The sequence below is a fragment of the Xanthomonas sp. F4 genome (assembly GCF_011761895.1).
In genome coordinates this window covers 1068651-1091030 of sequence record NZ_JAASQX010000001.1, presented here as the reverse complement: position 1 = coordinate 1091030, position 22380 = coordinate 1068651, and the positions used below count along the sequence as shown (strand labels likewise).

Sequence of the window (22380 nt, the reverse complement as noted above, 5' to 3'; positions counted from 1 at the left end):
CACATCGGTCGCCGCGGAGCATGCCATGGCCAGCCGCGCGGCAGATGTGAGGACGCCGCCGCGCCTGCGCTCAGACCGCGTGGCGGCGCATGGGCTGCCAGCGCAAATAGCTGGCCGAACGCCACAGCCACTCCACCGGACCGAAGCGGAACCGCTGCAGCCACCAGTGCGACAGCGCCACCTGCAGTGCGAACAGCACGACCGCGAACGGGATCTGCCAGGCACGCGGCAATTGCTCGAAATAGCCGAAGCCATAGCCGTAGAACAGCGTCGTGCACACCAGCGACTGCAGCAGATAGTTGCTCAGCGCCATGCGCCCGGCCGGCGCCAGCCACTGCAGCGCGTGCGCGGCGCGCACCAGCCAGGCCGCATAGCCCAGCGCCATCAGGCCGCCGGCGACACTGGCCAGGGCATAAGCGCAGGTCAGGCGCAGATCCAGCCGCGCCGGGTCCATCCACGGCTCCAGCCGGAAGCTCAGCAGCATCAGCGCCAGGCCCAGCGGCAGCACGCCCCAGCGCAGCACGGCGAGCAACCGCGGGAAGCGCTGCGGCTGCGCAGCCAGGCCGCTGCGCACGCACCAGGCGCCGAGCAGGAACATGCCGAAGATGGTCGGCGCATTGAACAGCAATGCACTCAGCGATTCGACCAGGTCGCGCGCGCGCTGCGCGGTGGCCTGGACATAGCTGCCGTGGCCGAACACCTCACGCTGCTGCGCCAGCGCCGCAGCGCTGTGCTGCGCCTGCTCGGCCATGTCGCGGTGCCACTGCGCCGCACCGTGCGGGTCGACCTGCGCGGCCGTGGCGGCCGCGCCGATCAACAGCCACAGCGCCGGCGCGAACAGGTAGACCACCAGCGCCATGCCGGGCAGCCAGCGCGTGGGCGCCTCGCGGAACGCCAGCAGCATGAACGCCAGCAGCGCGTAGCTGACCAGGATGTCGCCGGACCACAGCAGCAGTGCATGCAGCAGGCCGATCAGCAACAGCCCCGCACTGCGGCGCAGGAAGAAACCGCCGAACGGCCGCCGCGCGGTCTCGGCGCGCTGCGCCATCACCGCGAAGCCCATGCCGAACAGCAGCGAGAACAAGGTGTAGAACTTGCCCTGCACCAGGATGTAGACCAGCGCGTCGGCGATGCGGTCGGCGCCGCGCAGCGCCGGATCCAGGCCGGTCATCGCCGCGTCCAGCGGACCGACGAAGCCCTCGATGTTCATCAGCAGGATGCCCAGCAGGGCGAAGCCGCGCAGCACGTCCAGGGTGGCGATGCGCTCGGCGGGCGCGACGGGCTGCAACACGGGGGCGGAAGTGGCCAAGGCGGCACCGGACGGAAGGCCGGCGATGTCCCTCGCCGCGATCAAGAGGGCCGCCGGCGTCCGCGGCGGCGCGACGGCACCGCTGCGCGCGGCGCCAGGGCCGACGGCACCGGCGCGACCGGTGCCGCGGCCAGGACCATCAGTGCTGGTGGCCGCCGTCGCCGTGCACGTGGCCGTGCTCGATCTCTTCGGCGCTGGCCTCGCGCACGTCGACGATCTCCACGTCGAAGTGCAGGTCCTTGCCGGCCATCGGATGGTTGAGGTCGACGTCGACCACGCTCATGCCGACCTTCTGCACGGTCACCGCGCGCGGGCCGAAGTTGGTCTGCAGCACCACCTGGCTCCCCGGCTGCAGCTTGGCCGCGCCGAAATGCTTCTTCGGCACGCGCTGGCTCAGGCCCTCGCGGTATTCGCCGTAGGCGTCCTTGGCGGCCACGTCGACGCCGAAGCTGTCGCCGGCCGCCTTGTCCATCATCGCGTTCTCCAGGCCCGGGATGATGTTGCCGTGGCCGACCAGGATCACCAGCGGATCGCGGTCCTTGGAGCTTTCGATCGGTTCTTGACCGACTTCCGAAACGGTGTAGTGGAAACGGACGACGCGGTCTTTTTCGATCTTCATGTGCACTCTGCGCTGTGGCTGCCGGGGGCAGACGGGATGGGCGGCTTGTCGGCCGCCGGGAGCGCCGCCATGATGGCGGCCTTCTGAGGTCGCGCATTATCCCGGCTCCATGCACAACACGCCAGTTTCGCCGCGCGGCCGCCGCGCGTTTCCGTGGTGGCTTCCGCTGCTGTGCGCGGCCGCGCTGGCGGCCTGTGGACGCCACGAGGTCCGCCACACCCGGCCGGCGCCGGTGGCGGTGCGCGAGTGGCCGCAGGTGCAACCGGCCGACCCGGGCGCGGCAAACGCGGTGCTGATGCGCGCGCTGGGCCTGGTCGGCACCCCCTATCGCTACGGCGGTAATACCCCCGAGTCCGGATTCGACTGCAGCGGCCTGGTCGCCTACGTCTATCGCGACATGCTCGACCTGCGGCTGCCGCGCACCTCGCGCGAGCTGGCCGCGGTACAGGGGCCGAAGATCGACCCGCAGCGCCTGAGCACCGGCGACCTGGTGTTCTTCGGCAGCGCAGGGAATGTGACGCACGTCGGAATTTATGTCGGCGAAGGCCGTTTCGTTCACGCCCCCAGCACGGGCGGGACGGTGCGCCTGGATTCCCTGGATGGCGCCTACTGGCGGGACCATTACACCGGCGCAAAGCGGGTTTTGCGCTGATGTGTGATTTCGCCCACATTCATAATTACGAAAATTTAACCTTATTTGAACTTCCTATTTCTGTCTACAAGGCATGATCCCCCATCGTTTTATTTTGTGATCCAAGCGTGACGACCGAAGCCCAGACCTCTCCAGGCAAGACCGCCGTTCCCCGCCGGACCGCTTTCCGCCTCTTTTGCACCGCCTCGCTCTGTTTCACGGCCCTCCCGGCCCTGGCCCAGTCCGCTCCCGCCGACACCGTCGTCCCGGAAGCGATCGCGACCGTCGCCCCCGCTCCCGCTCCCGCACAGGTGAGCACCGTGGCGAACACCGCTGCAGCGAGCACGCCGACCGCCACCGCCTCGGCCAAGCCGGCCGCCGCACAGGCGCCCGCGCCGTCGCGCAGCAAGGCCGACGCCGCCGCCACCGCCACGCTGGCCGCCCTGCTGCCGCACCTGGCCGCCAACGACACCATTCCGCTGATGGACCGCTCGGCCATGTTCGCCGGCGACATCAGCCGCCTGCTGGCCAACTACGACGTGTCCCAGCCGGTCCCGCGCGAAGGCGTGGTGCCGGGCGGCGACAAGGTCCAGTCCGTGCTCAAGCGCGCCATGGCGCTGCTGGGCACCCCGTACCGCTGGGGCGGCGAGGACACCGAGGGCTTCGACTGCAGCGGCCTGGTCGGCTACGTGTTCCGCACCGCGCTGGGCATCGAGCTGCCGCGCGTGTCGCGCGAGATGGCCCGCGAGGCCAACGCCCAGTTGATCAAGGACCGCGACGCGCTGGCGCCGGGCGATCTGGTGTTCTTCGGCCGCAAGGGCCGCGTCGACCACGTCGGCCTGTACGTCGGCGAGGGCCGCTTCCTGCACGCCCCCAGCCGCGGCAAGGACGTGCGCGTGGACACGCTGACCTCCGGCTACTGGGGCGAGAAGTTCGTGCAGGCGCGCCGCGTGGCGATGTAAGTCACTTCGATTGCAGACACCAAGAAAGGCCGCTGGCGACAGCGGCCTTTTTTATTGCGTGCGGCCGGGTGTTGCCGCTGCGGTTCGCGCCGCCCGCCTGGAGATTCATCGCGACCGTCCGCAGTGCCCGCCGGCACGCTACGCTGGTCCGCCTCGATCGCGTCACCGGGACCTCGATGACACCACGCCCCTCGCTTGCCCCGCGGTCCTGCCGTGTCGATGAGCACCGCGGCCGGGCCGCGTCCTGGCCGCGCCGACAGGTGCTGCGCTGATGCCGCCCGCGCCCACCCTGCCCACGCCCGCCCAGGCGCTGGCGATCGCGCACTCGCTGCTGTCCACGCGCTACGCCGACGCCGCCTTCGGCTTCGCCGCCGGCTCGATCCTGCGCGGCGAAGGTACGCATCTGTCCGACATCGATCTGGTGGTGGTCTACGACAGCCTGCCGGCCGCACGCCGCGAGTCGTTCATGGCCGAGGGCGTGCCGGTCGAAGCCTTCGTGCACGATCCGGGCACGCTGGCCTGGTTCGTCGATGACGACGCGGCCCGCGGTCGCCCCAGCCTGCTGCACATGATCGCCGAGGGCACCCTCGTCGGCACCGCGACCGAGTCCGCACGCACCCTGCAAGGCCAGATCGCCGCGCGGCTGCAGGCCGGGCCGCCGCCGCTGACGCAGGCGCAACGGGACGCGCTGCGCTACGAGATCACCGACCTGGTCGACGACCTGTGCGGCGAGCGCAGCGCCGCCGAGATCGTCGCGATCGGCGCCCTGCTGCATCCGCGCCTGGCGGAACTGGCGCTGCGCGGACGCGGCCACTGGTACGGCAGCGGCAAGTGGGTCCCGCGCCTGCTGGCACGCATGGACCCTGCCCTGGGCGGGCGCTTCGACCAGGCCTTCGCCGCACTGTTCGCCAGCGCCGACTGCGCGCCGGTGCTGGCGCTGGCACAACAGGAACTGGCCGTGCACGGCGGCCGCCTGTTCGACGGCGATTGCCGCACCGCGCCTGCGGACTGGCGCGCCTGAGCCAGCGCGCGGGCGCGCGCTCAGCCCTGGTAGTGGGCGATGGTGTCCTCGATGCCCTTGCTCAGTTCCATCACCTTCTGCGCGTACTCGGCCAGGCGATGGTCTTCCGGCGTGTCCGGATGCCAGGCCGGTACCGCGGTGGGGCGGCCTTCGACGCCGTCCAGGGCCACGAACACGATGATGCAATGCGTGCACAGGCGCGGCTCGCCGCCCATCGGATCGCGTGCGCGCACCTCGATGGCGAAATGCATGCTGCTGGTGCCGGTGTGGACCAGCTTGGCGCTGACCGTGACCATGTCGCTGATGCGGATCGGCGAGACGAAGCGAATGCCGCCCACCGCCACGGTCACGCTGTAGTGGCCGCTCCAGCCCACCGCAGCGGCGTAGCCGACCTGGTCGATCCACTTCATCACCACGCCGCCGTGGACCTTGCCGCCGTAGTTGACGTCGATCGGCTCGGCCAGGAAGCGGAAGGTCAGTTCGCGTTGGGTGCCGCTCATCGGGAGTCCATGCAGGGGAAGGAGGCGGCAGTCTGCCATGCGCCGACGCCGCCAATCGCAACGGCGCCGCAATGACCTGTCGGCGCGGCCGCACTGGCGGCACGCGTGGGTCGGCTACGTCGCGGTCAGCGCCAGGTTGTCGCGCTTGCGGATGCACAGCCACGGGAAATGCGGCTGGCGCCAGCGCAGCGCGCGCAGGCAGCGCGCGGACAGGCGGCGCGGGTCGAACAGCCGGCGCAGCACGATGCCGTACAGCGCCGCGTCGGTGTGCTGGTGGTATTGCTGCGCCAGCTCGGCGCAACCCAGGTCGCTGAAGTAACGCAGGCTGCGCGCGGCGCTGGCCCGGGCCCGGGCGGCGTCGGCGTAGAACGGGCTGTCGAGGATGTGCAGTTCGCCATCGTGCTGCAGCAACTCCAGCAGACGCGCGATCAGCGCACGCGGATCGGCGAAGTACTGGAGGCAGGCCGGCACCACCACCACATCGAACCGCTGCGCCGGCAGCGGCAGGCGCAGGATATCGCCGGCGACGAAGCTCAGCCGCGGCGCGTCGGCGAACACCCGCGCCGCCTGCGCCAGTTCGGTGCGGTTGACGTCCACGCCGCAGACCTCGCGCTGCAGGCCGCTGGCCAATCGATGCGACAGCCAACCGTTGCCGCAGCCCAGCTCCAGCAGCGGACCGTCGCCACCGCGCGCGCGCAGATGGCGCAACAGGCGCTGGCAGGATTCGGCGCGCACCCGCCATTCGTGGCTGGCGCCCAGCGCACCCGGCGGCTGCGGCAGCGTGCGCACCTGCGCGTCGCTGTAGAGCCGGTCTTCGCGGCGGCGCACGTCCAGGTAGCGCTGCTCGAACGGGTCGTCCGGCAACGCGTCGTGCACCAGCACGCCCTCGTGGAGCGTCAGCCCGGGCAACCGCAACAACTGCGCACGCAGGCTATCGGCAGGCGCGCTCACGGGAGCATCAACGCACCTGGCCGGAACTATCGACCGGCGGATCTTCCAGGCCGACATTGCTCGGCGCCGCCTCGTACACGCTGCGGTCGAGCAGGCCGGTTTCCTTGGCCACCAGCACCGGCACCAGCATCTGCCCGGTTACGTTGGTCATGGTCCGCATCATGTCCAGCACGCGGTCGATGGCGTACAGGTAGCCGATCACCTCCAGCGGCAGGTTGGCCGCGCTCAGCACCACCGTGGCCATCACCACCGCGGTGCCGGGCACGCCGGCGGTACCGAAACTGCCCAGCACCGAGGCGATCAACACCACGAAGTACTGGTTGGCGGTCAGCGGCACGCCGGTGTATTGGGCGATGAACACCGCGCACAGCGCCGGGAAGATCGCGCCGCAGCCGTCCATCTTGATGCTGGCGCCCAGCGGCACCGCGAACGCGGCGTAGTCCTTGTTGACGCCGAGGTTGTGGGTGATCGAGCGCAGCGCCACCGGCATCGCGGCGAAGCTGGAGGAACTGACGAAGGCCACCTGCATGCCCGGCGCGGCGCCGCGGAAGAACTTCCACGGGTTCAGCCCGTGCACCAGCAACAGGCCGCTGTAGACCACCACGATGTGGATCGCGCAGGCCAGGTACAGCGCCAGCACGAAATTGCCGAACGGCAGCAGCTTGCCGAAGCCGTAGCCGCCGACCAGCGCGGCGATCAGGCCGAAGGTGCCGAGCGGGGTCATCTCCAGCACGAAGCGGGTGACCTGGATCATGATCTCGCTCATCTGCGTGGTGAGCTTGCGCGCCTCGGCCACGCGCTCGCCGAGCTTGACCATGGCAAAGCCCAGCAGCGCGGCGAAGAAGATCACCGGCAGGATCGAACCGCGCCCGGCCGCCAGCACGGTCTCGCCGGCGGCATTGGTCTTGGTGCCGATGCCGGTGAGCGCATAGAACGGGTTGGACGGCACCACGTCCAGCAGTACCTGCACCGGGCTGGGCACATCGCCCGGTTTCCAGGCGCTGTCCACCCGCAGGCCCAGATGACCGGCGCCCGGCTGCAGCACGGTGCCCACGGCCAGGCCGACGCCGACCGCCAGCGCCGCGGTGACCACGAACCACAGGAACGTGCGCCCGCCCAGCTTGGCCACCGACTGTTGCCCGTGCAGCGACGAGATCGCGTTGATGACGGCGAAGAACACCAGCGGCACCGCGATCATCTTGATCAGGGTGACGTACAGGTCGCCCAGCGGCTTGAACCAGGTTTCCGCGGTCGGCCCCAGCGCCCAGCCGGCCAGCGCGCCCAGCACGAAGCCGGCGACCACGCGCTGCCAGAACGGAATGCGTAACCAGGCCGTCACCAGTTTCATCGACGCTGTCCAGAAATCTCGGGGGTTTCGCACGATAGCGCACCCCGGCGGCAACGACGACGCCATGGCTGGAAAGGCACGGTGTCATGGGCGTGCCTTGTCGTAGCCGGCATAATGCGGGGGACTTCGTTGTTCAGGACCCGTTCCGCATATGCGCCTTCCCGTTTCCGCTCTCGCCGCCGCCTCCACCCTGCTGCTGGGTGCCTGCGCCAGCACGCCGCACGCGCCGGCCGCCAGCGCCAACGTCGCGCCGATCGTCGTTCCCGCCGTGGCCCACCCGGCCGGCGAGACCCCGGACTGGTGGTACCGCAGCGGCGCCGCCAAGGCCGCCAACAACGGTGCCATGCGCGGCAAGGCCAAGAACGTCATCCTGTTCCTGGGCGACGGCATGAGCCTGACCACGGTCGCCGCCGCGCGCATCCTCGATGGCCAGCGCAAGGGCGCCTCAGGCGAGGAGAACCAGCTGTCCTGGGAGGCGTTCCCGGCCACCGCGCTGAGCAAGACCTACAACACCGATTCGCAAACGCCGGACTCGGCCGGCACCATGACCTCGATCACCACCGGGGTGAAGACCCACATGGGCGCGATCGGCGTGTCCGCCGGCAAGCGCGACGCCTGCGCCGACAGCCTCGGCAAGCAGTTGCTGAGCTGGCTGGAACTGGCCGACAGCGCCGGCATGGGCACCGGCATCGTCACCACCACCCGGCTGACCCACGCCACCCCGGCCGCGACCTATGCGCACGTGCCGGAGCGCAACTGGGAGAGCGATGCCGACCTGCCGGAGAAGGCGGTGGCCGAGGGCTGCCGCGACATCGCCCAGCAGATGGTCGGCGCGCGCTTCGGGCGCGGCCCGCAGGTGATGCTGGCCGGCGGCCGCGGCCAGTTCACCACCGTCGAGCAGCGCGACCCCGAATACGACGACAAGGTCGGCCTGCGCCTGGACGGCCGCGACCTGGTCGGCGAATGGCGCCAGCGCCATCCGCAGGGCGCCTACGTGTGGACCCGCGGGCAACTGGAAGCGGCGCAGAACGCACCGGCGCTGCTGGGCCTGTTCGAGCCGGACCACATGCAGTTCGATCACGACCGCGACCGCAGCGCCAACGGCGACCCGAGCCTGGCCGAGATGACCCGCGCCGCGATCCGCACCCTGTCGCAGGACAAGAACGGCTACGTGCTGATGGTCGAAGGCGGACGCATCGACCACGCGCACCACGCGGGCAACGCCTACCGCGCGCTGGACGAGACCATCGCCCTGTCGCAGGCGGTGCAGGCCGCGGCGGACGCGACCTCGGCCGAGGACACGCTGATCATCGTCACCGCCGACCACTCGCACACGCTGAACTTCGTCGGCTACCCGCAGCGCGGCAACCCGATCCTGGGCAAGGTGCGCGGCACCAGCGGCGAGGACGCCAACACCGGCGACCTGGCGCTGGACGGCAACGGCCAGCCCTACGCCACGCTCAGCTACGCCAACGGCCCCGGCTACACCGGCGCCAGCAACCAGCAGCCGGCGGGGGTCAAGACCTTCCCGCATGCGCCGAGCAACTTCGAGCCGGCCAACGGCCGTCCGGACCTGACCCACATCGACACCGAAAGCCCGGACTTCATGCAGGAAGCGCTGGTGCCGACCAAGGCCGAGACCCATGGCGGCGACGACGTCGGCATCTGGGCGCGCGGCCCCGGCAGCAACGCCTTCCGCGGCAGCCTGGAAGAGAACGTGATCTACCACGTGATCGTGCAGGCCACGCCGACGCTGCGTGCGCGGCTGTGCCAGGCCGGTACCTGCAACGGCGACGGCGTGCCGGTGGAGCTGCCCAAGCCGGCGGCGTTCATGACCAGCGCCGCCACCGCGCAATGAGGCGGCTTCGGCCGCACGGCGGCCGCCTGCGCGCGGCCGTTGCACTATTCGCTGCGCTGGCCGCGCTCGGTACCGTGCCAGCGATCGCGGCGCAACCGACCGCCGACGCCTGCCGGCTGGGCGACCCGAACAGCGATCGGCCGGTGGTGCCGGGCTGCCGGCTCGGTGCCGACGAACGCCTGGTCCTGACGCCGCAGGCGCTGCGCCGCCTGCACTTCGATCGCGACGGCCTGGCGCTGCTGAGCGTCGGCGCACGGTTCTACTACGTGCGCGCCGATGGCCGCAGCCTGCCGGTGATCACCTGGGACAACGGCGCGGATGGTTTCACTGAAGGCCTGACCCGCGGCATCGTGCACGGCCGCATCGGCTTCTACGACCGGCAGCTGCGCGAGGTGATCGCGCCGGTCCACGACTTCGCCTGGCCGTTCGAGCACGGCGTCGCCGAGGTCTGCGACGGCTGCAGCGCGGGTACGCCCGATGGCGACGGGCACACGCCGATGCAGGGCGGCCGCTGGTACTCCATCGATCGCCACAACCGCGAAGTGCCGGCGCCGAAGCGCTGAGCAGGTGACCGTATGCGGCATGGCGGCGTTGTCACGGAGAACGCCGCCGAGGCCGCTCTTCTGCAACGCATTTCTTGCCGCAACGCCCGCGATGTCGAGGGAAGCGCATCGTCCACGAGGTGAGAATCCCCGCGTCGGGACTGAAGTCCCTCCCACAGGGGGGCTAACCAACGTTTGCGCTGCCTAAGGCGCCGTAGCGCGCTGGCCGCAGGCCGGGCTTGGCGTGCTGGCGGCCGACACCGAGCAGACGCCCTGCTGAGCAGGCCATCGGAATAGTCCCAAGTGCCGAGAACTGCTCTTGTAGGAGGGACTTCAGTCCCGACGCATTGAACTGAAAGGCATGGGGACTGAAGTCCCTCGCACAGAGGGCTCACTCACGTTGCGCGGCTTCAAGCGCCATCGCGCGCTGGCCGGGGGTCGCGTGCTGGCGGTCGACAGCGAGCGGGCACCGGGCTCAACAAGCAACCTGGATAGTCCCGAGTGCCGACAATTGCTCTTGTGGGAGGGACTTCAGTCCCGACGCATTGAACTGAAAGGTGTCGGAACTGCAGTCCTCCCACAACGCTGTTCGGACTCAAAGACGTCGCCATGCCACGCTTCGCGCTGACGTGCGCTTGCGTCTACAGTGACGCGATGCCGCCGCATGCCTCTCCGTCCCCGTTGTCCGCACTCGCCGTCGCACTGCCCGATCCGGCGCCGGCGCCGCTGTTGCTCGGCCTCAGCGGCGGCCTGGACTCGACCGTGCTGCTGCACCTGCTGGCGCAGCAGGCGTCGTACCGTCGCGCCGGCCTGCGTGCGCTGCACGTGCACCACGGCCTGCATCCCGACGCCAACGCCTGGGCCGCGCAGTGCGCGCAGCTGTGCGCGGCGCTGGCAGTGCCGCTGCAGGTGGTGCGTGTCCACGTACCGCGCGACAGCGGCGATGGCCTGGAAGCAGCGGCGCGGCAGGCGCGGCGCCACGCCTTTGCGCAGGCGCTGCAGCCCGGCGAATGGCTGGCGCTGGCCCAACACCGTGACGACCAGGCCGAGACCTTCCTGCTACGTGCGTTGCGCGCGTCCGGCCCGGATGGCCTGGCGGCGATGCAGGCGCTGTCCGACTTCGCCGGCAGCCGCCTGTGGCGGCCGCTGCTGGCGCAACCACGCAGCGTGCTGCACGCCTATGCGCAACAGCACGGCCTGCAGTGGATCGACGACCCCAGCAATGCCGATCCCGGCTTCGATCGCAATTTCCTGCGCCTGCAGGTGCTGCCGCTGCTGCGCCAGCGCTGGCCGCATGCCGACGCCGCCCTCGCCCGCAGCGCGCAACTGTGCGCCGACGCCGGCGCACTGCTGGACGCGGACGACCGCACGGCGCTCGACGCGCTGCAGGACGCCCCAGGCGCCCCGCTTCCGCTCGCCCCGCTCCGCGCCCTGCCCGCAGCGCGGCGCGCGCGCGTGCTGCGGCGCTGGGTCGCGCAGGCCGGGCTGCCGCCATTGCCGGCGGCCGGCCTGGCCGCGATCGAACGCGATCTACTGAACGCGCGTGCCGATGCCGCGGCGCAGTTCGCATGGCATGGCGCCTGCGTGCGCAGTTGGCGCGACAGGCTCCATGCCGAGCGCGACCTCGCGCCATGGCCTGCGGACTGGCAGGCGCAGTGGGACGGCCGCGCACCGCTGACGCTGCCCGATGGCCGCCGATTGCACCTGCTCGCCGAGACCACACTGGCGTTCGACACGCCGCTGCTGGTGCGCGCACGCCGCGGCGGCGAACGCCTGCGCCTGCCAGGGCGGACGCAGTCGCAGGCACTGAAGCACCTGCTGCAGACGCAGGCGCTGCCGCCCTGGCAGCGCGCACGGCTTCCACTGCTGTTCGACGCCACGCAGCTACTGGCCGCCGGGCCGGTCCTGCTGGCCGCGCCATTGCACAGCTGGCTGCAGGCGCACGCCGCATGCCTGGCGCTGGATCCGCTGCCAGCGCCGGCACTCGCGTCGCATTGACCCTGCTGCCGCCGCCGCGCACACTTTCGCCATGCCCAAGAAGTCCCAAGACGATACCTCCCCGGTCGCCCGCTTCGAGCAATCGCTCGAGGAGCTGGAAGTACTGGTGGAGAAGATGGAAGCCGGCGACCTGAGCCTGGAACAGTCGCTGAGCGCCTACGAGCGCGGCGTGGGCCTGTACCGGCAATGCCAGCAGGCGCTGGAGCAGGCCGAACTGCGCGTGCGCCTGCTCAGCGATCCCGAGCAGCCCGACAGCGCCGAACCCTTCGATCCCGTACCGCCCCATGGCGGCTGACGCGGCGTTCGCGCACTGGCGCGAACGGGTGGAAGCCGGCCTGCAGGCGCAGTTGCCGGCGGCGACGCTGGCGCCGCAACGCCTGCACGCGGCGATGCGCCACGCCACCCTCGGCGGCGGCAAGCGCATGCGCCCGCTGCTGGTGTACGCCAGCGGCGTGCTGTTCGGCGCCGACGATGCGCAGCTGGATGCACCGGCGCTGGCGGTGGAACTGATCCATGCGTATTCGCTGGTCCACGACGACCTGCCGGCGATGGACGACGACGCCCTGCGCCGCGGCCAGCCGACCGTGCACATCGCCTTCGACGAAGCCACCGCGATCCTCGCCGGCGACGCGCTGCAGAGCCTGGCGTTCGCGCTGCTGGCCAATGCCGAGGCGGCGGCGACGCTGCGCGTGCAGTGGCTGCAGACCCTGGCCGAAGCCGCCGGCGCGGCCGGCATGTGCGGCGGCCAGGCATTGGACATCGACGCCACCGGCCGCGAACAGGCGCTGCCCGACCTGCAACGCATGCATGCGCTCAAGACCGGTGCGCTGATCCGCGCCAGCGTGCGTCTGGGCGCGCTCGGCGGCGGCGCCGACGCCGACGCGCTCGCGCAGCTGGACACCTTCGCCACCGCGCTGGGCCTGGCCTTCCAGGTGCGCGACGACATCCTCGACGTGGAAGCCAGCTCCGAACAGCTCGGCAAGACCGCCGGCAAGGACGTGGCGCAGGCCAAATCCACCTACCCTGCCCTGCTGGGCATGGACGGCGCCAAGGCCAAGCTGGCCGAACTGGCGCAGGCGATGCAGGACAGCCTGCACGGCTACGGCACCGCCGCCGATGCGCTGGCGGCGCTGGCACGGCTCGCGGTCGATCGCGCGCACTGATCGCAGCGCTCGACGCATGCGATTGCCGCGGCCGGGCCGCACGCGTCATTGCCGCGCAGGCGATGCGCCGCATTCGCGAAACCAGAGATTGATGATGCCGCTGGCAGCATGCAGCCCTTGATGACCAGAAGCGCTGTCGTAGGAGCGGCTTCAGCCGCGACACACGTCATCGGTAGCGCCTGTCGCGGCTGAAGCCGCTCCTACAGGGGCTTGAGGTGAGGTGTCTGGGGGCAATGTGGGAGGGACTTCAGTCCCGACTGCTTTCACTGTCCGATCGTCCGCTACTCCGGTCGTCGCGGATGCATGACAGGTGGCTTCCACACCAGGCAACCAGGCACGTCTCGCGCCACGGCAAACCCGCGTTGTCGCAAAAGCCCGAAGCCGCTCGCACCGCTGCAGATCGCGCTGACGCCAGCGGCAGCGAAGGAAGATCCCTGACCCTCATCGCCTTCGGCAAACTCGCCACCAGCGCGATCTCCGCGCCCTGCACACATAGCGCGCAGCGCGAGCGTCATTGCCGCATGGCCAATCGCAGCGCCGCCCTCGATCGAGCGCATACGACTGCAGCGATGCCGCTGCAGCGCGCCAGTCACGCGCCGTGATGTGCGATCGCAGTGCCCATACTGAGACCTGGCGCGCGCTTCGCTGGACGAAATCGGAGACAAACGCACCGGCGCCGCGCACACGCGCATCACCGGGCTAGTTTGCTTCGGCCCCTGTCCATGGGGCGCCCACTTTCGACGGAGAGAGACTGCATGAAACACGCATCCCGGATCTCGGCAGCGATCGGCTTCAGCCTGGTCGGCATCATCTCGGCGGCTACCGCGCAATCGCAACTCACGCGCGCACCTGCGTCACTGCAGGTCGAACTGACGCCGGTCGCCGACGCCGACGGCCAGCAGCGCGGCCAGATGGCGGTGACCGTCCGCAACACCGGCGAGCAGGTCGCGCGCGTGCCCAAGTGGGAACTGCCGCTGGGCGATCTCGACAACGCGCTGTTCCAGGTCCAGCGCGACGGCAAGCCGGTCGATTACGTCGGACGCCTGGTCAAGCGCGCCGCGCCGCGCGCCGAGGACATGGTGGTGCTGCAGCCGGGCGAAGTGAAGCAGGCGCAGATCGACTTGAGCCGCGCCTACGACCTGACCCGCAGCGGCAACTACAGCATCCGCCTCGACGCACCGCTGCAGGGCGCCGCGTTCGCCGATGGCGCGCGCATGTTGCGCGCCGACGGCGCGCCGCAGACCTTGTCCAGCGCGCCGCTGACGGTGTGGCTGGACGGCGGCCGCGGCCATGCGGTGCGCAACGATCTGCTGGTCGGCCCGCAGGCGGTGGTCAACGGCGTCAACTACGCCTCGTGCAGCACCAGCCAGATCAGCACCATCGGCAGCGCGGTGAACGCAGCGCGCACCTACTCGCAGAACGCCAAGACCTATCTCAACGGCGGCAGCACCGGCGCGCGCTACACCACCTGGTTCGGCGCCTACAACGCCAGCCGCTACAGCACGGCCAACTCCAACTTCGTCAACATCGATTCGGCGATCGACCAGAACAACGGGCAGATCACCATCAACTGCGGCTGCAGCGACAGTTCCTACGCCTACGTGTATCCGAATCAGCCGTACCAGATCTACGTCTGCAATGCGTTCTGGAGCGCGCCGCTGACCGGCACCGACTCCAAGGCCGGCACCCTGATCCACGAAATGAGCCACTTCAGCGTGGTCGCCGGCACCCAGGACACCGCCTACGGGCAGAGCGCGGCCAAGAGCCTGGCCCAGAGCGATCCGGCGCGCGCGGTGAAGAACGCCGACAGCCACGAGTACTTCGCCGAGAACAATCCGTCGCAGAACTGAGTCCGGCACGCCGGTGATGTCCCGGGCGCCGACCTACCGTCGGCGCCCGGTTCGCGTGCGGCCCATGCCGCACGCGTTGTGACCACGTGGTGTCCTAGGCCACCAATCCCTCCAACCTGGACAGCCCCGCACTGCCGGGAAACACCTGGGTGTCCAGCGCGCGCTCGGACACGCCCAGATGCGCGCCGAGCACATGCCGGAACAGGCTGCGCAGGTCGCTGGTGGCGCGCAGGTCGCGGCCCTCGTTCAAGGCACGCGGCGACAGGCCGGGCCAGTCCCCGGCAATGCGCCCGCCGCGCACCGCGCCGCCGGCCAGGAAGGCCACGCCGCCGGTGCCATGGTCGGTGCCGCCGGTGCCGTTCACCGCCGCGGTACGGCCGAACTCGGTCACCACCGCGACCACGCTGCGCGACCAGCAGGCCTGCGCACCATCGTGGAACGCGCGCAGCCCCGCATCCAGTTCGCCCAGCTTGCGCTGCAGCACCGCGGCCTGGTTGCCGTGGGTATCCCAGCCGGCATCCTCGACGAACCCGATCCGCGGCCCGTCGGGCTTGGCCATGAAGCTGGCCGCCGCGCTCATCGCCTGCGGCAGTTGCCCGCCCTTGACGCTGTCCACCTGCATGCCCTGCTCGCGCAACGCGCGCGCGAAGCCGCCGGCCAGTTGCGGATCGGCGGCGTACAGCGGCTGCAGGCGCTGCAGCAGGATCGGGTTGACCGCGCTCGGCAGAGGCGGCGACCAGCTGTTCACCGCGCCCGGGCCGCGCATGATCAGCGGCGTCACCACGCTCACCGACACCGCCTCGGCGCCATGCAGGGCCAGCGCGCAGCGGTTGAGCCAGCCGCTGGAGGCGCCGCTGGGCCGCGCGGTGCCGTTCTCCAGGCAATCCTGCGCCTCGAAGTGCGAGCGCTGGCGGTACGGCGGCGCCACCGCCACCACCGGCAACCATTGCTTGCGCGCATACAGTTCGTGCGCGAACGCCAGCGCCGGATGCAACGCGAAGCCGCCATCCAGGGCCAGGGTCTGCGGCGGCGCCAGCGCGCCGCGCAGGCGCGCGTAGTCGGGGTCGGCGGTCGGCACCAGCGCGTGCAGTCCATCCAGCGCACCGCGCAGCAGCACCACCAGCAGGCGTGTGTCGGCACCCGGCGCAGCCAGGCCGCTGCCGGACCACAGGCTCAACACGGTGGCAGCACCGCTGGCGGCGAGGAAACGGCGGCGAGTCAGTTGCATCGGAGGTTCTCCCATTGCGGATCGGACCGCGCGCCGCTCAGACGCGCCATTGGAAGGCCGGACTGGCCAACAGCACCGCCACGCCTTCGCGCGGCGACTCGGCGCGGCGCACCGCGGTCAGCGTGTCCGCATCCGGCCCGTCGCCGAACGCGGACGCGGCCAGCGCCAGCGGATCGCCCGGTGCCAGCCCGGCCAGCGCCTCGGCGGCCTGCACGCGCTTCCACAGCGCGTCGGCGCCGTTCCATTCCGCCGCCATGTCGGCGTAGCCGGCCGGCGAGCGCGGAGTGAACGGCGGCTGCCCCATCCGCGCCAGCAGGGTCAGCACCGTCTTCTGCGACTGCGGCGCCGCCGGCCAGTCGCCGCCGGCGCGCAGCGCCGACACCACGAAATCCTGCGGCGGCTTGAACTTGCGCGCCTGCGCGTCCCACGCCTCCGGGCTGTCGATCAGGGCGCCATAGACGTGGCGCAAGTCGCCATCGCTGCGTCGCCAGGCCTCGGCCATGCGCTGCACCAGCGCCGGCGGCGGATCGTCGCGGACGAAATGCCGGGCCAGCTTCAGAGAGACGTGCTGCGCCGTGGCCGGGTGCCGCGCCAGCGCCGCCAGGATCGCCTCGCCCTGCGCCATGCCGTCCTCGGCATAGCGCCGGCCCAGCACCAGCCGGCTGCCGGCGGCGTGTGCCGGCGCGCGGAACACGAAGGCACGGTCGGGCGCGCCCTGCTCGAAATCGCGCGGCGCCGGCACGCCCCAGCCGGTGATGGCGCGCGCCAGTTCGGTGACGTCGGCCTGGGTGTAGCCGCCGTCCACACCCAGCGTGTGCAGTTCCAGGATTTCGCGCGCCAGATTCTCGTTGAGACCCAGGCGGCGCGCAGGACGGTCGGGATCCATGCGCATGGCCCGGCGCTGCGCGCGTTGCGCCAGCAGCGAATCGGGGCCGACCGAATTGGCGTTGTCCAGGTAGCGCAGCATCGCCGGGTGCCGCTCCACCGCCAGCAGCAGGTCGGCGAAGCGGCCCATGCAGTGCGGACGGATCGCCTCGCGCTCCATCGGCGCCGCGTACAGCGCGGCGGCGCGCTTGTCGACCGAGACCGCGAAATGATTGGACCAGAACTGCACCAGGCGCTCGGCGAACCCGGCCAGGCTGGCGACCGCGACTCGGTAGCGCGCCGCCAGCTCCTGCGCCTGTGCCTGCCGGTACAGCCCGCGCACGGCCTGCTGCGCCTGCTGGGCGGCCTGCTGCGGATCGCCGGCCGCCTGCCGCCGCGCCTGGCGGCGTTCGCGCTGGTAATCGGCCTCGCGACGCAGGTAGGCCAGGCTGTCGGGCAGGCCCTGCAGCTCCGGCGCCAGCGGCGGCGACTGCAATTGCGCGGCCAGCCAGGCGCGCGGCTCGCCCATGGCGGCCAGGTCGCCAGGACGGGCGCCCAGGCCGAAACGGTTGGCGGCGCTCAAGCTCTCGCGGCGGATCATGCGGCGCTCCGATGGTGGCGACAGCCTTGCAAACGCGCCGGTCGGGCCGCGGTTGACCGGCAAATGCCGGCGTCGCGCTTGGCCGTCATGCGGTCCCCCGCCGGCGCAGCGCGCGGGCACAAAAAAGGCCCGGCGCAGCGGCCGGGCCTTCGGGGATGCGTCGCAGGTGCGCTTACTTGATCAGACGCAGCGCGAACGGGTAGCGGTAGGCGACGCCTTCGTTGGCCTTGATGCCGGCCAGGATGCAGAACACCAGGTTCACCACCCATACCAGCGGCGCCAGCAAGCCGCCGATGATGATCACGGTGAGCACCGCGCAGATCAGGTAGGCAATGGCGATGGTGATCTGGAAATTCAGCGCTTCCTTGGCCTGGTCGTTGAGGAAGGACTTGGCCGGGTTGTCCTTGTTCACCAGCCAGATGATCAGCGGCACGATGAAACCCAGCAAGATCCCCGACAGATGGGTGATCAGCGCGACCGTGCGGTCTTCCTGCGGCCCTGCCGAGGCCGGCGGCGGCGGCGGGGCGGTGACGTTGTCGAATTCGCTCATCGGTATTCCGTTCCTTTGGTGGTGAGGGGACAAGACGTTTGGCGCGTCACTCTCGGCGGCCGGCGCAGCGCTGTCAAGCGAGGCCGGCAAGACGGGAAGACGCCTCGACGGGCTCAAGGATCGCCCCCAGGCAACCGCGGCGCCAATCCGTCGCCCCATACGGCAGCGGATCGCGCTAGCGGCGACCGAGCATGGCCTTGGCCGCCGCGTGCAGGCTGACGCCCATCGCCACAAGCAGCATCAGGATCAGCAGCCACCCGAACACGAGCACGGCACCGAAGATCAGCACGGCCGGCGCCAGCAAGACCGCACTCAGCAGCGACAGGCCGAAGCCCATCCGCATGGCCTGGCGCGCGTGTTCGGCGGCAAACGGCTGCCTGCCCCGCATCGCCCACCATTGCGCGCCCGGCAACAGCCACAGCAACAGCAGCCACCACAGTGCGTAGCCCAGGTGCACATTGCAGGCGGCGAACAAGCCGATCCACATCGACAGATGCGCAAATGCCGCCAGCACGCGCTCCCACGCGGGGGCGGGGCCGTCGGTGATCGTGTTCTCGGTGTCGGTTACCTGCATGCCTGTGCGTCCTTGCGCGCTGCCTGCGTTGCGGCACTCAGTCGTTGCCCGCCACCGTCATCCGGCCGATCAGCACCGCGCCGATGTGCACGTGCGAGCGCACGTCGATGTCGGCGCCGACCGCCTCGATGTCCTGGAACATCTGCCGCAGGTTGCCGGCGATGGTGATCTCGTCCACCGGATAGGCGATTTCGCCGTTCTCGATCCAGAACCCGCCGGCGCCGCGCGAGTAGTCGCCGGTGACTGGATTGACGCCGTTGCCCATCAGGTCGGTGACCAGCAGGCCGCGCGGCATGCCCTTGAGGATGGCCTGCAGATCCTCTGCGTTGGCCGCCACCTGCAGGTTGTGCACCCCGCCAGCATTGGCGGTGGTCTGCAGGCCCAGCTTGCGCGCCGAGTAGCTGCCCAGCACGTAACGCTGCAACACGCCGTCGCGCACCAGCGGCGCGTCGCGGGTGGCCACGCCCTCGCCGTCGAAGGCGGCCGAGCGCAGGCCGCGGCGCAGATGCGGCAATTCGTCGATCGCGAACCAGTCGGGGAACAGGCGGGTGCCGGCGCTGTCGAGCAGGAAGCTGGTGCGGCGGTACAACGCGCCGCCGGACACCGCGCCGAGCAGATGCCCGACCAACGAGCGCGCCACCTCCGGCGCGAACAGCACCGGCACCTCGCCGGTCGGCAGCGAGCGCGGCTGCAGCCGCGCCACGGTGCGCTCGGCGGCGCGGCGGCCGATCGCCGACGCACGCTCCAGGTCCTCGCGCGCCAGCGCGCTGCTGTACCAGCCGTCGCGCTGCATGCCGTCGCCCTGCCCGGCGATCAGCGTGCAGGCGATCGAATGGTGGGTGCTGCGCTCGCAGCCGACGAAGCCGTGCGAATTGGCGTAGACCGACAGGCTCTCGCTGCTGCCGGCCGAGGCGCCGTCGGAATTGCTGATCCGCGCATCGGCGTCGCGACCGGCGGCTTCGCAGGCCAGCGCCAAGTCGATCGCCTCCTCTGCCTGCAGCGGCCACGGATGCCAACGGTCGTAATCCGGCTGCTCGCGTGCCATCAGCGCCGCCTCGGCCAAGCCGGCGGCCACATCGTCCTCGGTGTAGCGGGCGATGGCGCAGGCCTGGGCCACGGTGGCCTCCAGGCTGGACTCGTGCAGGTCGGCGGTGCTGGCGCTGCCCTTGCGCTGGCCGAAGTAGACGGTGACGCCGATGCCGCGGTCGCGGGTGGACTCCACGGTCTCCACCGCGCCCAGGCGCACGTTGACGTCCAGCCCGCGGTCTTCGCTGCAGCTGACCTCGGCCTGGCTGGCGCCGAGCGCGCGGGCGCGCGCCAGCAGCCGCTCGGCGATGTCGGACAGGCGCTCCAGGCGCTGCTGGCTGTCGTCGCGGTGCAAATCGGGGGTGATCGCGTTCAATGCTTTATCCTTGTTGTGCGAATCCCTTCGCCCCTGTCCGGCCGTCCTGGCCGGATGTGTTGATTTGATTTCCAGCCCGATCGAGTAGTACGAGCATGCGCGGACGCGACGAAGACACCGGTGAATTCCGCGGCGAAAGCCGCAGCCAGCAACGCCGCGAGGCGCTGGAAGTGCTGAGCCTGGGCGAGAAGCTGGTGGCGCTGACCCCGGCGCAGCTGGCCAAGCTGCCGGTGCCCGAGTCGCTGATCCCGCACATCGAGGAAGCCAAGCGCATCACCGCGCACATCGCGCACAAGCGGCAACTGGCATTCCTGGCCAAGCAGATGCGGCGCGAGGACGAGGCGGTGCTGGAGGCGATCCGCGAGGCGATGGACGTCAACAGCGACAGCGCGCGCCGCGAAGTGGCGGCCATGCACCGGGTCGAGGACTGGCGCGAGCGGCTGCTTGCCGATGGCGACAGCGCGCTGACCGAACTGCTGAACGACCACCCCGACGCCGACCGCCAGCGCCTGCGCCAACTGATCCGCAACGCGAAGGAAGAACGGCTCAAGAACAAGCCGCCGCATGCCTATCGCGAGTTGTTCCGGGAACTGCGCGAGCTGATCCTGGGTGCCGCGTCGGCAATGGGAAATGGAGAATCGGGAATCGAACAAGCCGACGACGACGAGGCGCTCGACGACACGCGCGACTGAGGCGCGGCAACGTCGGCTGCCGCGCACGGCCGCCGACACATTCCCGGCCCCGTAGCGGGTGCGGCGCGCGATGAGCCCATCCGCCAGACCGGCAACGCCACAGCGCACCGCGGCGCCCGCTTTACCGAATCCCGATTCCCGAATCCCCACTCCGGGCTCCTAGGCCGTCCCGCCCACGGTCAGCCCGTCGATCAGCAGCGACGGCTGGCCCACGCCCACCGGCACGCTCTGCCCGTCCTTGCCGCAGACGCCGACGCCTTCATCCAGCGCCAGGTCGTGGCCGATCATGCGCACCTTCTGCATGGTCTCCGGGCCGTTGCCGATCAGGGTGGCGCCCTTCACCGGCGCGGTGACCTTGCCATCCTCGATCAGGTAGGCCTCGGTGGCCGAGAACACGTACTTGCCGCTGGTGATGTCGACCTGACCGCCGCCGAAGTTGACCGCGTACAGGCCCTTCTTCACCGAGCGGATCATCTCCTGCGGGTCGTGCTGGCCGGCGCGCATGTAGGTGTTGGTCATGCGCGGCATCGGCAGGTGCGCGAACGATTCGCGGCGGCCGTTGCCGGTCGGCGCCACGCCCATCAGCCGCGCGTTGAGCGTGTCCTGCATGTAGCCGACCAGCACACCGTCCTCGATCAGGGTGGTGCAATTGGTCGCGGTCCCCTCGTCGTCAACGTTGAGCGAACCGCGGCGGCCGTCCAGGGTGCCGTCGTCGACGATGGTGACGCCGGGCGAGGCCACGCGCTGGCCGATGCGGCCGGCGTAGACGCTGGTGCCCTTGCGGTTGAAGTCGCCCTCTAGGCCATGGCCGACCGCCTCGTGCAGCAGCACGCCGGGCCAGCCCGGGCCGAGCACCACCTGCATCACCCCGGCCGGTGCCGGCACCGCCTCCAGGTTCACCAGCGCCTGGCGCAGCGCCTCGCGGGCGAAGGCTTCCGGGCGGCCGTCGGCGAACAGCGTGTCGTAGTCGTAGCGACCACCGCCGCCGGCATAGCCGGACTCGCGGCGGCCCTGCTGTTCGACGATCACCTGCACGTTCAAGCGCACCAGCGGGCGCACGTCGGCGGCGAGCACGCCGTCGCTGCGCGCCACCAGCACGGTGTCCACCGCGCCGGACAGGCTCACCATCACCTGCTGCACGCGCGGATCGGCGGCGCGCAGGTACTGGTCCAGCCGCCGCAACAGCTCCACCTTGTGCGCGTTGTCCATCGCGTCCACCGGATCCAGCGCCGGGTACAGCGCACGGCCGCCGCCGCGCTGCAGCGCCTGCGCCGGCTGCGCGCCGCCGTCGCGGGAGATGGCCCGCGCCGACTGCGCGGCGGCCAGCAGCGCATCGCGGTGGATGTCATCGGAATAGGCGAAGCCGGTCTTTTCGCCGGAGATCGCGCGTACCCCCACGCCCTGCTCGATGGAGTGGGCGCCGTCCTTGACGATGCCGTCCTCCACGCTCCAGCTCTCGCGCCGGGAATGCTGGAAATACAGGTCGCCGAAGTCGATGCCGGGGCCGAGCAGCGTGCCGAAGGCGCGCTCCAGGCTGGGGGCATCAAGGCCGGCGGGAAGCAACAGGCGGGTTTCGGCAAGGCTCAGGGCGTGATCGTTCATGGGCTCAACATGGGGGACGAAGACGCGCAGCGCAAGCGGCAGACTCCGCAGCACGCGCGACCGCCACCAATCCCCAATTCCGGGCTTTCAACAGCCGCAGGCTGGTCATCCCCGA

Annotated in this window: 22 protein-coding genes; 11 read left to right on the top strand and 11 right to left on the bottom strand. The window is 70.6% G+C overall.

All coding sequences use genetic code 11. The features are described from left to right. Positions 1-70: 70 nt before the first annotated feature. On the bottom strand, positions 71-1309 hold the full coding sequence (locus tag FHR66_RS04920; protein ID WP_202394843.1) for a DUF418 domain-containing protein: 1239 nt from the start codon (positions 1307-1309) through the stop codon (positions 71-73). 139 nt (positions 1310-1448) lie between these two features. Continuing rightward, on the bottom strand, positions 1449-1928 hold the full coding sequence (locus FHR66_RS04915; RefSeq protein ID WP_160968337.1) for an FKBP-type peptidyl-prolyl cis-trans isomerase: 480 nt from the start codon (positions 1926-1928) through the stop codon (positions 1449-1451). Between the two features lie 109 nt (positions 1929-2037). Between FHR66_RS04915 and FHR66_RS04910 the strand changes: the two genes are divergently transcribed. The 3 genes from FHR66_RS04910 to FHR66_RS04900 all read left to right on the top strand — a co-directional run bounded on the left by FHR66_RS04910 (position 2038) and on the right by FHR66_RS04900 (position 4542). After that, positions 2038-2580: a C40 family peptidase gene (locus tag FHR66_RS04910; protein ID WP_167087536.1), complete on the top strand. Its 543-nt coding sequence runs from the start codon at positions 2038-2040 to the stop codon at positions 2578-2580. Between the two features lie 107 nt (positions 2581-2687). Then, positions 2688-3521, top strand: a complete 834-nt coding sequence (locus FHR66_RS04905; RefSeq protein ID WP_167087534.1) for a C40 family peptidase — start codon at positions 2688-2690, stop codon at positions 3519-3521. Between the two features lie 271 nt (positions 3522-3792). Next, positions 3793-4542, top strand: coding sequence for a nucleotidyltransferase domain-containing protein (locus tag FHR66_RS04900; protein WP_160968334.1), 750 nt, complete (start codon positions 3793-3795; stop codon positions 4540-4542). A 20-nt stretch (positions 4543-4562) separates the two neighbouring features. Here the strand turns inward: FHR66_RS04900 and FHR66_RS04895 are convergent, their stop codons facing one another. The 3 genes from FHR66_RS04895 to FHR66_RS04885 all read right to left on the bottom strand — a co-directional run bounded on the left by FHR66_RS04895 (position 4563) and on the right by FHR66_RS04885 (position 7341). Further along, on the bottom strand, positions 4563-5042 hold the full coding sequence (locus FHR66_RS04895; protein ID WP_160968332.1) for an acyl-CoA thioesterase: 480 nt from the start codon (positions 5040-5042) through the stop codon (positions 4563-4565). Positions 5043-5156: 114 nt separating this feature from the next. Next, positions 5157-5993 (bottom strand): class I SAM-dependent methyltransferase, encoded by an 837-nt coding sequence (locus FHR66_RS04890; RefSeq protein ID WP_167087532.1) that lies wholly within the window; start codon positions 5991-5993, stop codon positions 5157-5159. A 7-nt stretch (positions 5994-6000) separates the two neighbouring features. Further along, positions 6001-7341: a dicarboxylate/amino acid:cation symporter gene (locus tag FHR66_RS04885; protein ID WP_160968328.1), complete on the bottom strand. Its 1341-nt coding sequence runs from the start codon at positions 7339-7341 to the stop codon at positions 6001-6003. A 151-nt stretch (positions 7342-7492) separates the two neighbouring features. On the opposite strand from FHR66_RS04885, the gene FHR66_RS04880 reads away from it, so the two are divergent. From FHR66_RS04880 to FHR66_RS04850, 7 genes are all read left to right on the top strand, one after another. Continuing rightward, on the top strand, positions 7493-9199 hold the full coding sequence (locus FHR66_RS04880; RefSeq protein WP_160968326.1) for an alkaline phosphatase: 1707 nt from the start codon (positions 7493-7495) through the stop codon (positions 9197-9199). Positions 9200-9273: 74 nt separating this feature from the next. Then, entirely contained in the window at positions 9274-9762 is a 489-nt protein-coding gene (locus FHR66_RS04875) for a WG repeat-containing protein (protein WP_456361728.1), read from the top strand. Positions 9763-10395: 633 nt separating this feature from the next. Further along, on the top strand, positions 10396-11739 hold the full coding sequence (gene tilS / locus FHR66_RS04870; protein WP_160968324.1) for a tRNA lysidine(34) synthetase TilS: 1344 nt from the start codon (positions 10396-10398) through the stop codon (positions 11737-11739). 31 nt (positions 11740-11770) lie between these two features. Further along, positions 11771-12034 carry an exodeoxyribonuclease VII small subunit gene (locus FHR66_RS04865; RefSeq protein WP_160968322.1) on the top strand — a complete coding sequence of 88 codons (264 nt, stop codon included), beginning with the start codon at positions 11771-11773 and terminating at the stop codon, positions 12032-12034. Then, positions 12024-12902, top strand: a complete 879-nt coding sequence (locus tag FHR66_RS04860; RefSeq protein WP_160968320.1) for a polyprenyl synthetase family protein — start codon at positions 12024-12026, stop codon at positions 12900-12902. Before FHR66_RS04865 ends, FHR66_RS04860 begins: the two co-directional genes overlap by 11 nt. 362 nt (positions 12903-13264) lie before the next feature. Beyond that, positions 13265-13504: a hypothetical protein gene (locus tag FHR66_RS04855; protein WP_167087530.1), complete on the top strand. Its 240-nt coding sequence runs from the start codon at positions 13265-13267 to the stop codon at positions 13502-13504. Positions 13505-13657: 153 nt separating this feature from the next. Then, positions 13658-14752 (top strand): M35 family metallo-endopeptidase, encoded by a 1095-nt coding sequence (locus FHR66_RS04850; protein WP_160968318.1) that lies wholly within the window; start codon positions 13658-13660, stop codon positions 14750-14752. A gap of 94 nt (positions 14753-14846) precedes the next feature. On the opposite strand, the gene FHR66_RS04845 is transcribed toward FHR66_RS04850, so the two are convergent. From FHR66_RS04845 to pmbA, 5 genes are all read right to left on the bottom strand, one after another. After that, a complete protein-coding gene (locus tag FHR66_RS04845) occupies positions 14847-15980 on the bottom strand; it encodes a DUF1501 domain-containing protein (RefSeq protein ID WP_160968316.1) in 1134 nt (377 codons plus the stop codon). 37 nt (positions 15981-16017) lie between these two features. Continuing rightward, positions 16018-17445, bottom strand: coding sequence for a DUF1800 domain-containing protein (locus FHR66_RS04840; protein ID WP_160968314.1), 1428 nt, complete (start codon positions 17443-17445; stop codon positions 16018-16020). Positions 17446-17617: 172 nt separating this feature from the next. Continuing rightward, positions 17618-17995, bottom strand: coding sequence for a DUF4870 domain-containing protein (locus tag FHR66_RS04835; RefSeq protein ID WP_160968312.1), 378 nt, complete (start codon positions 17993-17995; stop codon positions 17618-17620). Positions 17996-18170: 175 nt separating this feature from the next. Then, positions 18171-18569 carry a DUF4870 domain-containing protein gene (locus tag FHR66_RS04830; RefSeq protein ID WP_160968310.1) on the bottom strand — a complete coding sequence of 133 codons (399 nt, stop codon included), beginning with the start codon at positions 18567-18569 and terminating at the stop codon, positions 18171-18173. A gap of 37 nt (positions 18570-18606) precedes the next feature. Next, positions 18607-19971 carry a metalloprotease PmbA gene (pmbA, locus tag FHR66_RS04825; protein ID WP_160968308.1) on the bottom strand — a complete coding sequence of 455 codons (1365 nt, stop codon included), beginning with the start codon at positions 19969-19971 and terminating at the stop codon, positions 18607-18609. A 95-nt stretch (positions 19972-20066) separates the two neighbouring features. Here pmbA and yjgA point away from each other — a divergent pair, with 95 nt between their 5' ends. Next, positions 20067-20663: a ribosome biogenesis factor YjgA gene (gene yjgA, locus FHR66_RS04820; protein ID WP_160968306.1), complete on the top strand. Its 597-nt coding sequence runs from the start codon at positions 20067-20069 to the stop codon at positions 20661-20663. Positions 20664-20822: 159 nt separating this feature from the next. Here the strand turns inward: yjgA and tldD are convergent, their stop codons facing one another. Then, positions 20823-22265: a metalloprotease TldD gene (gene tldD / locus FHR66_RS04815; RefSeq protein WP_160968304.1), complete on the bottom strand. Its 1443-nt coding sequence runs from the start codon at positions 22263-22265 to the stop codon at positions 20823-20825. Positions 22266-22380: the final 115 nt, after the last annotated feature.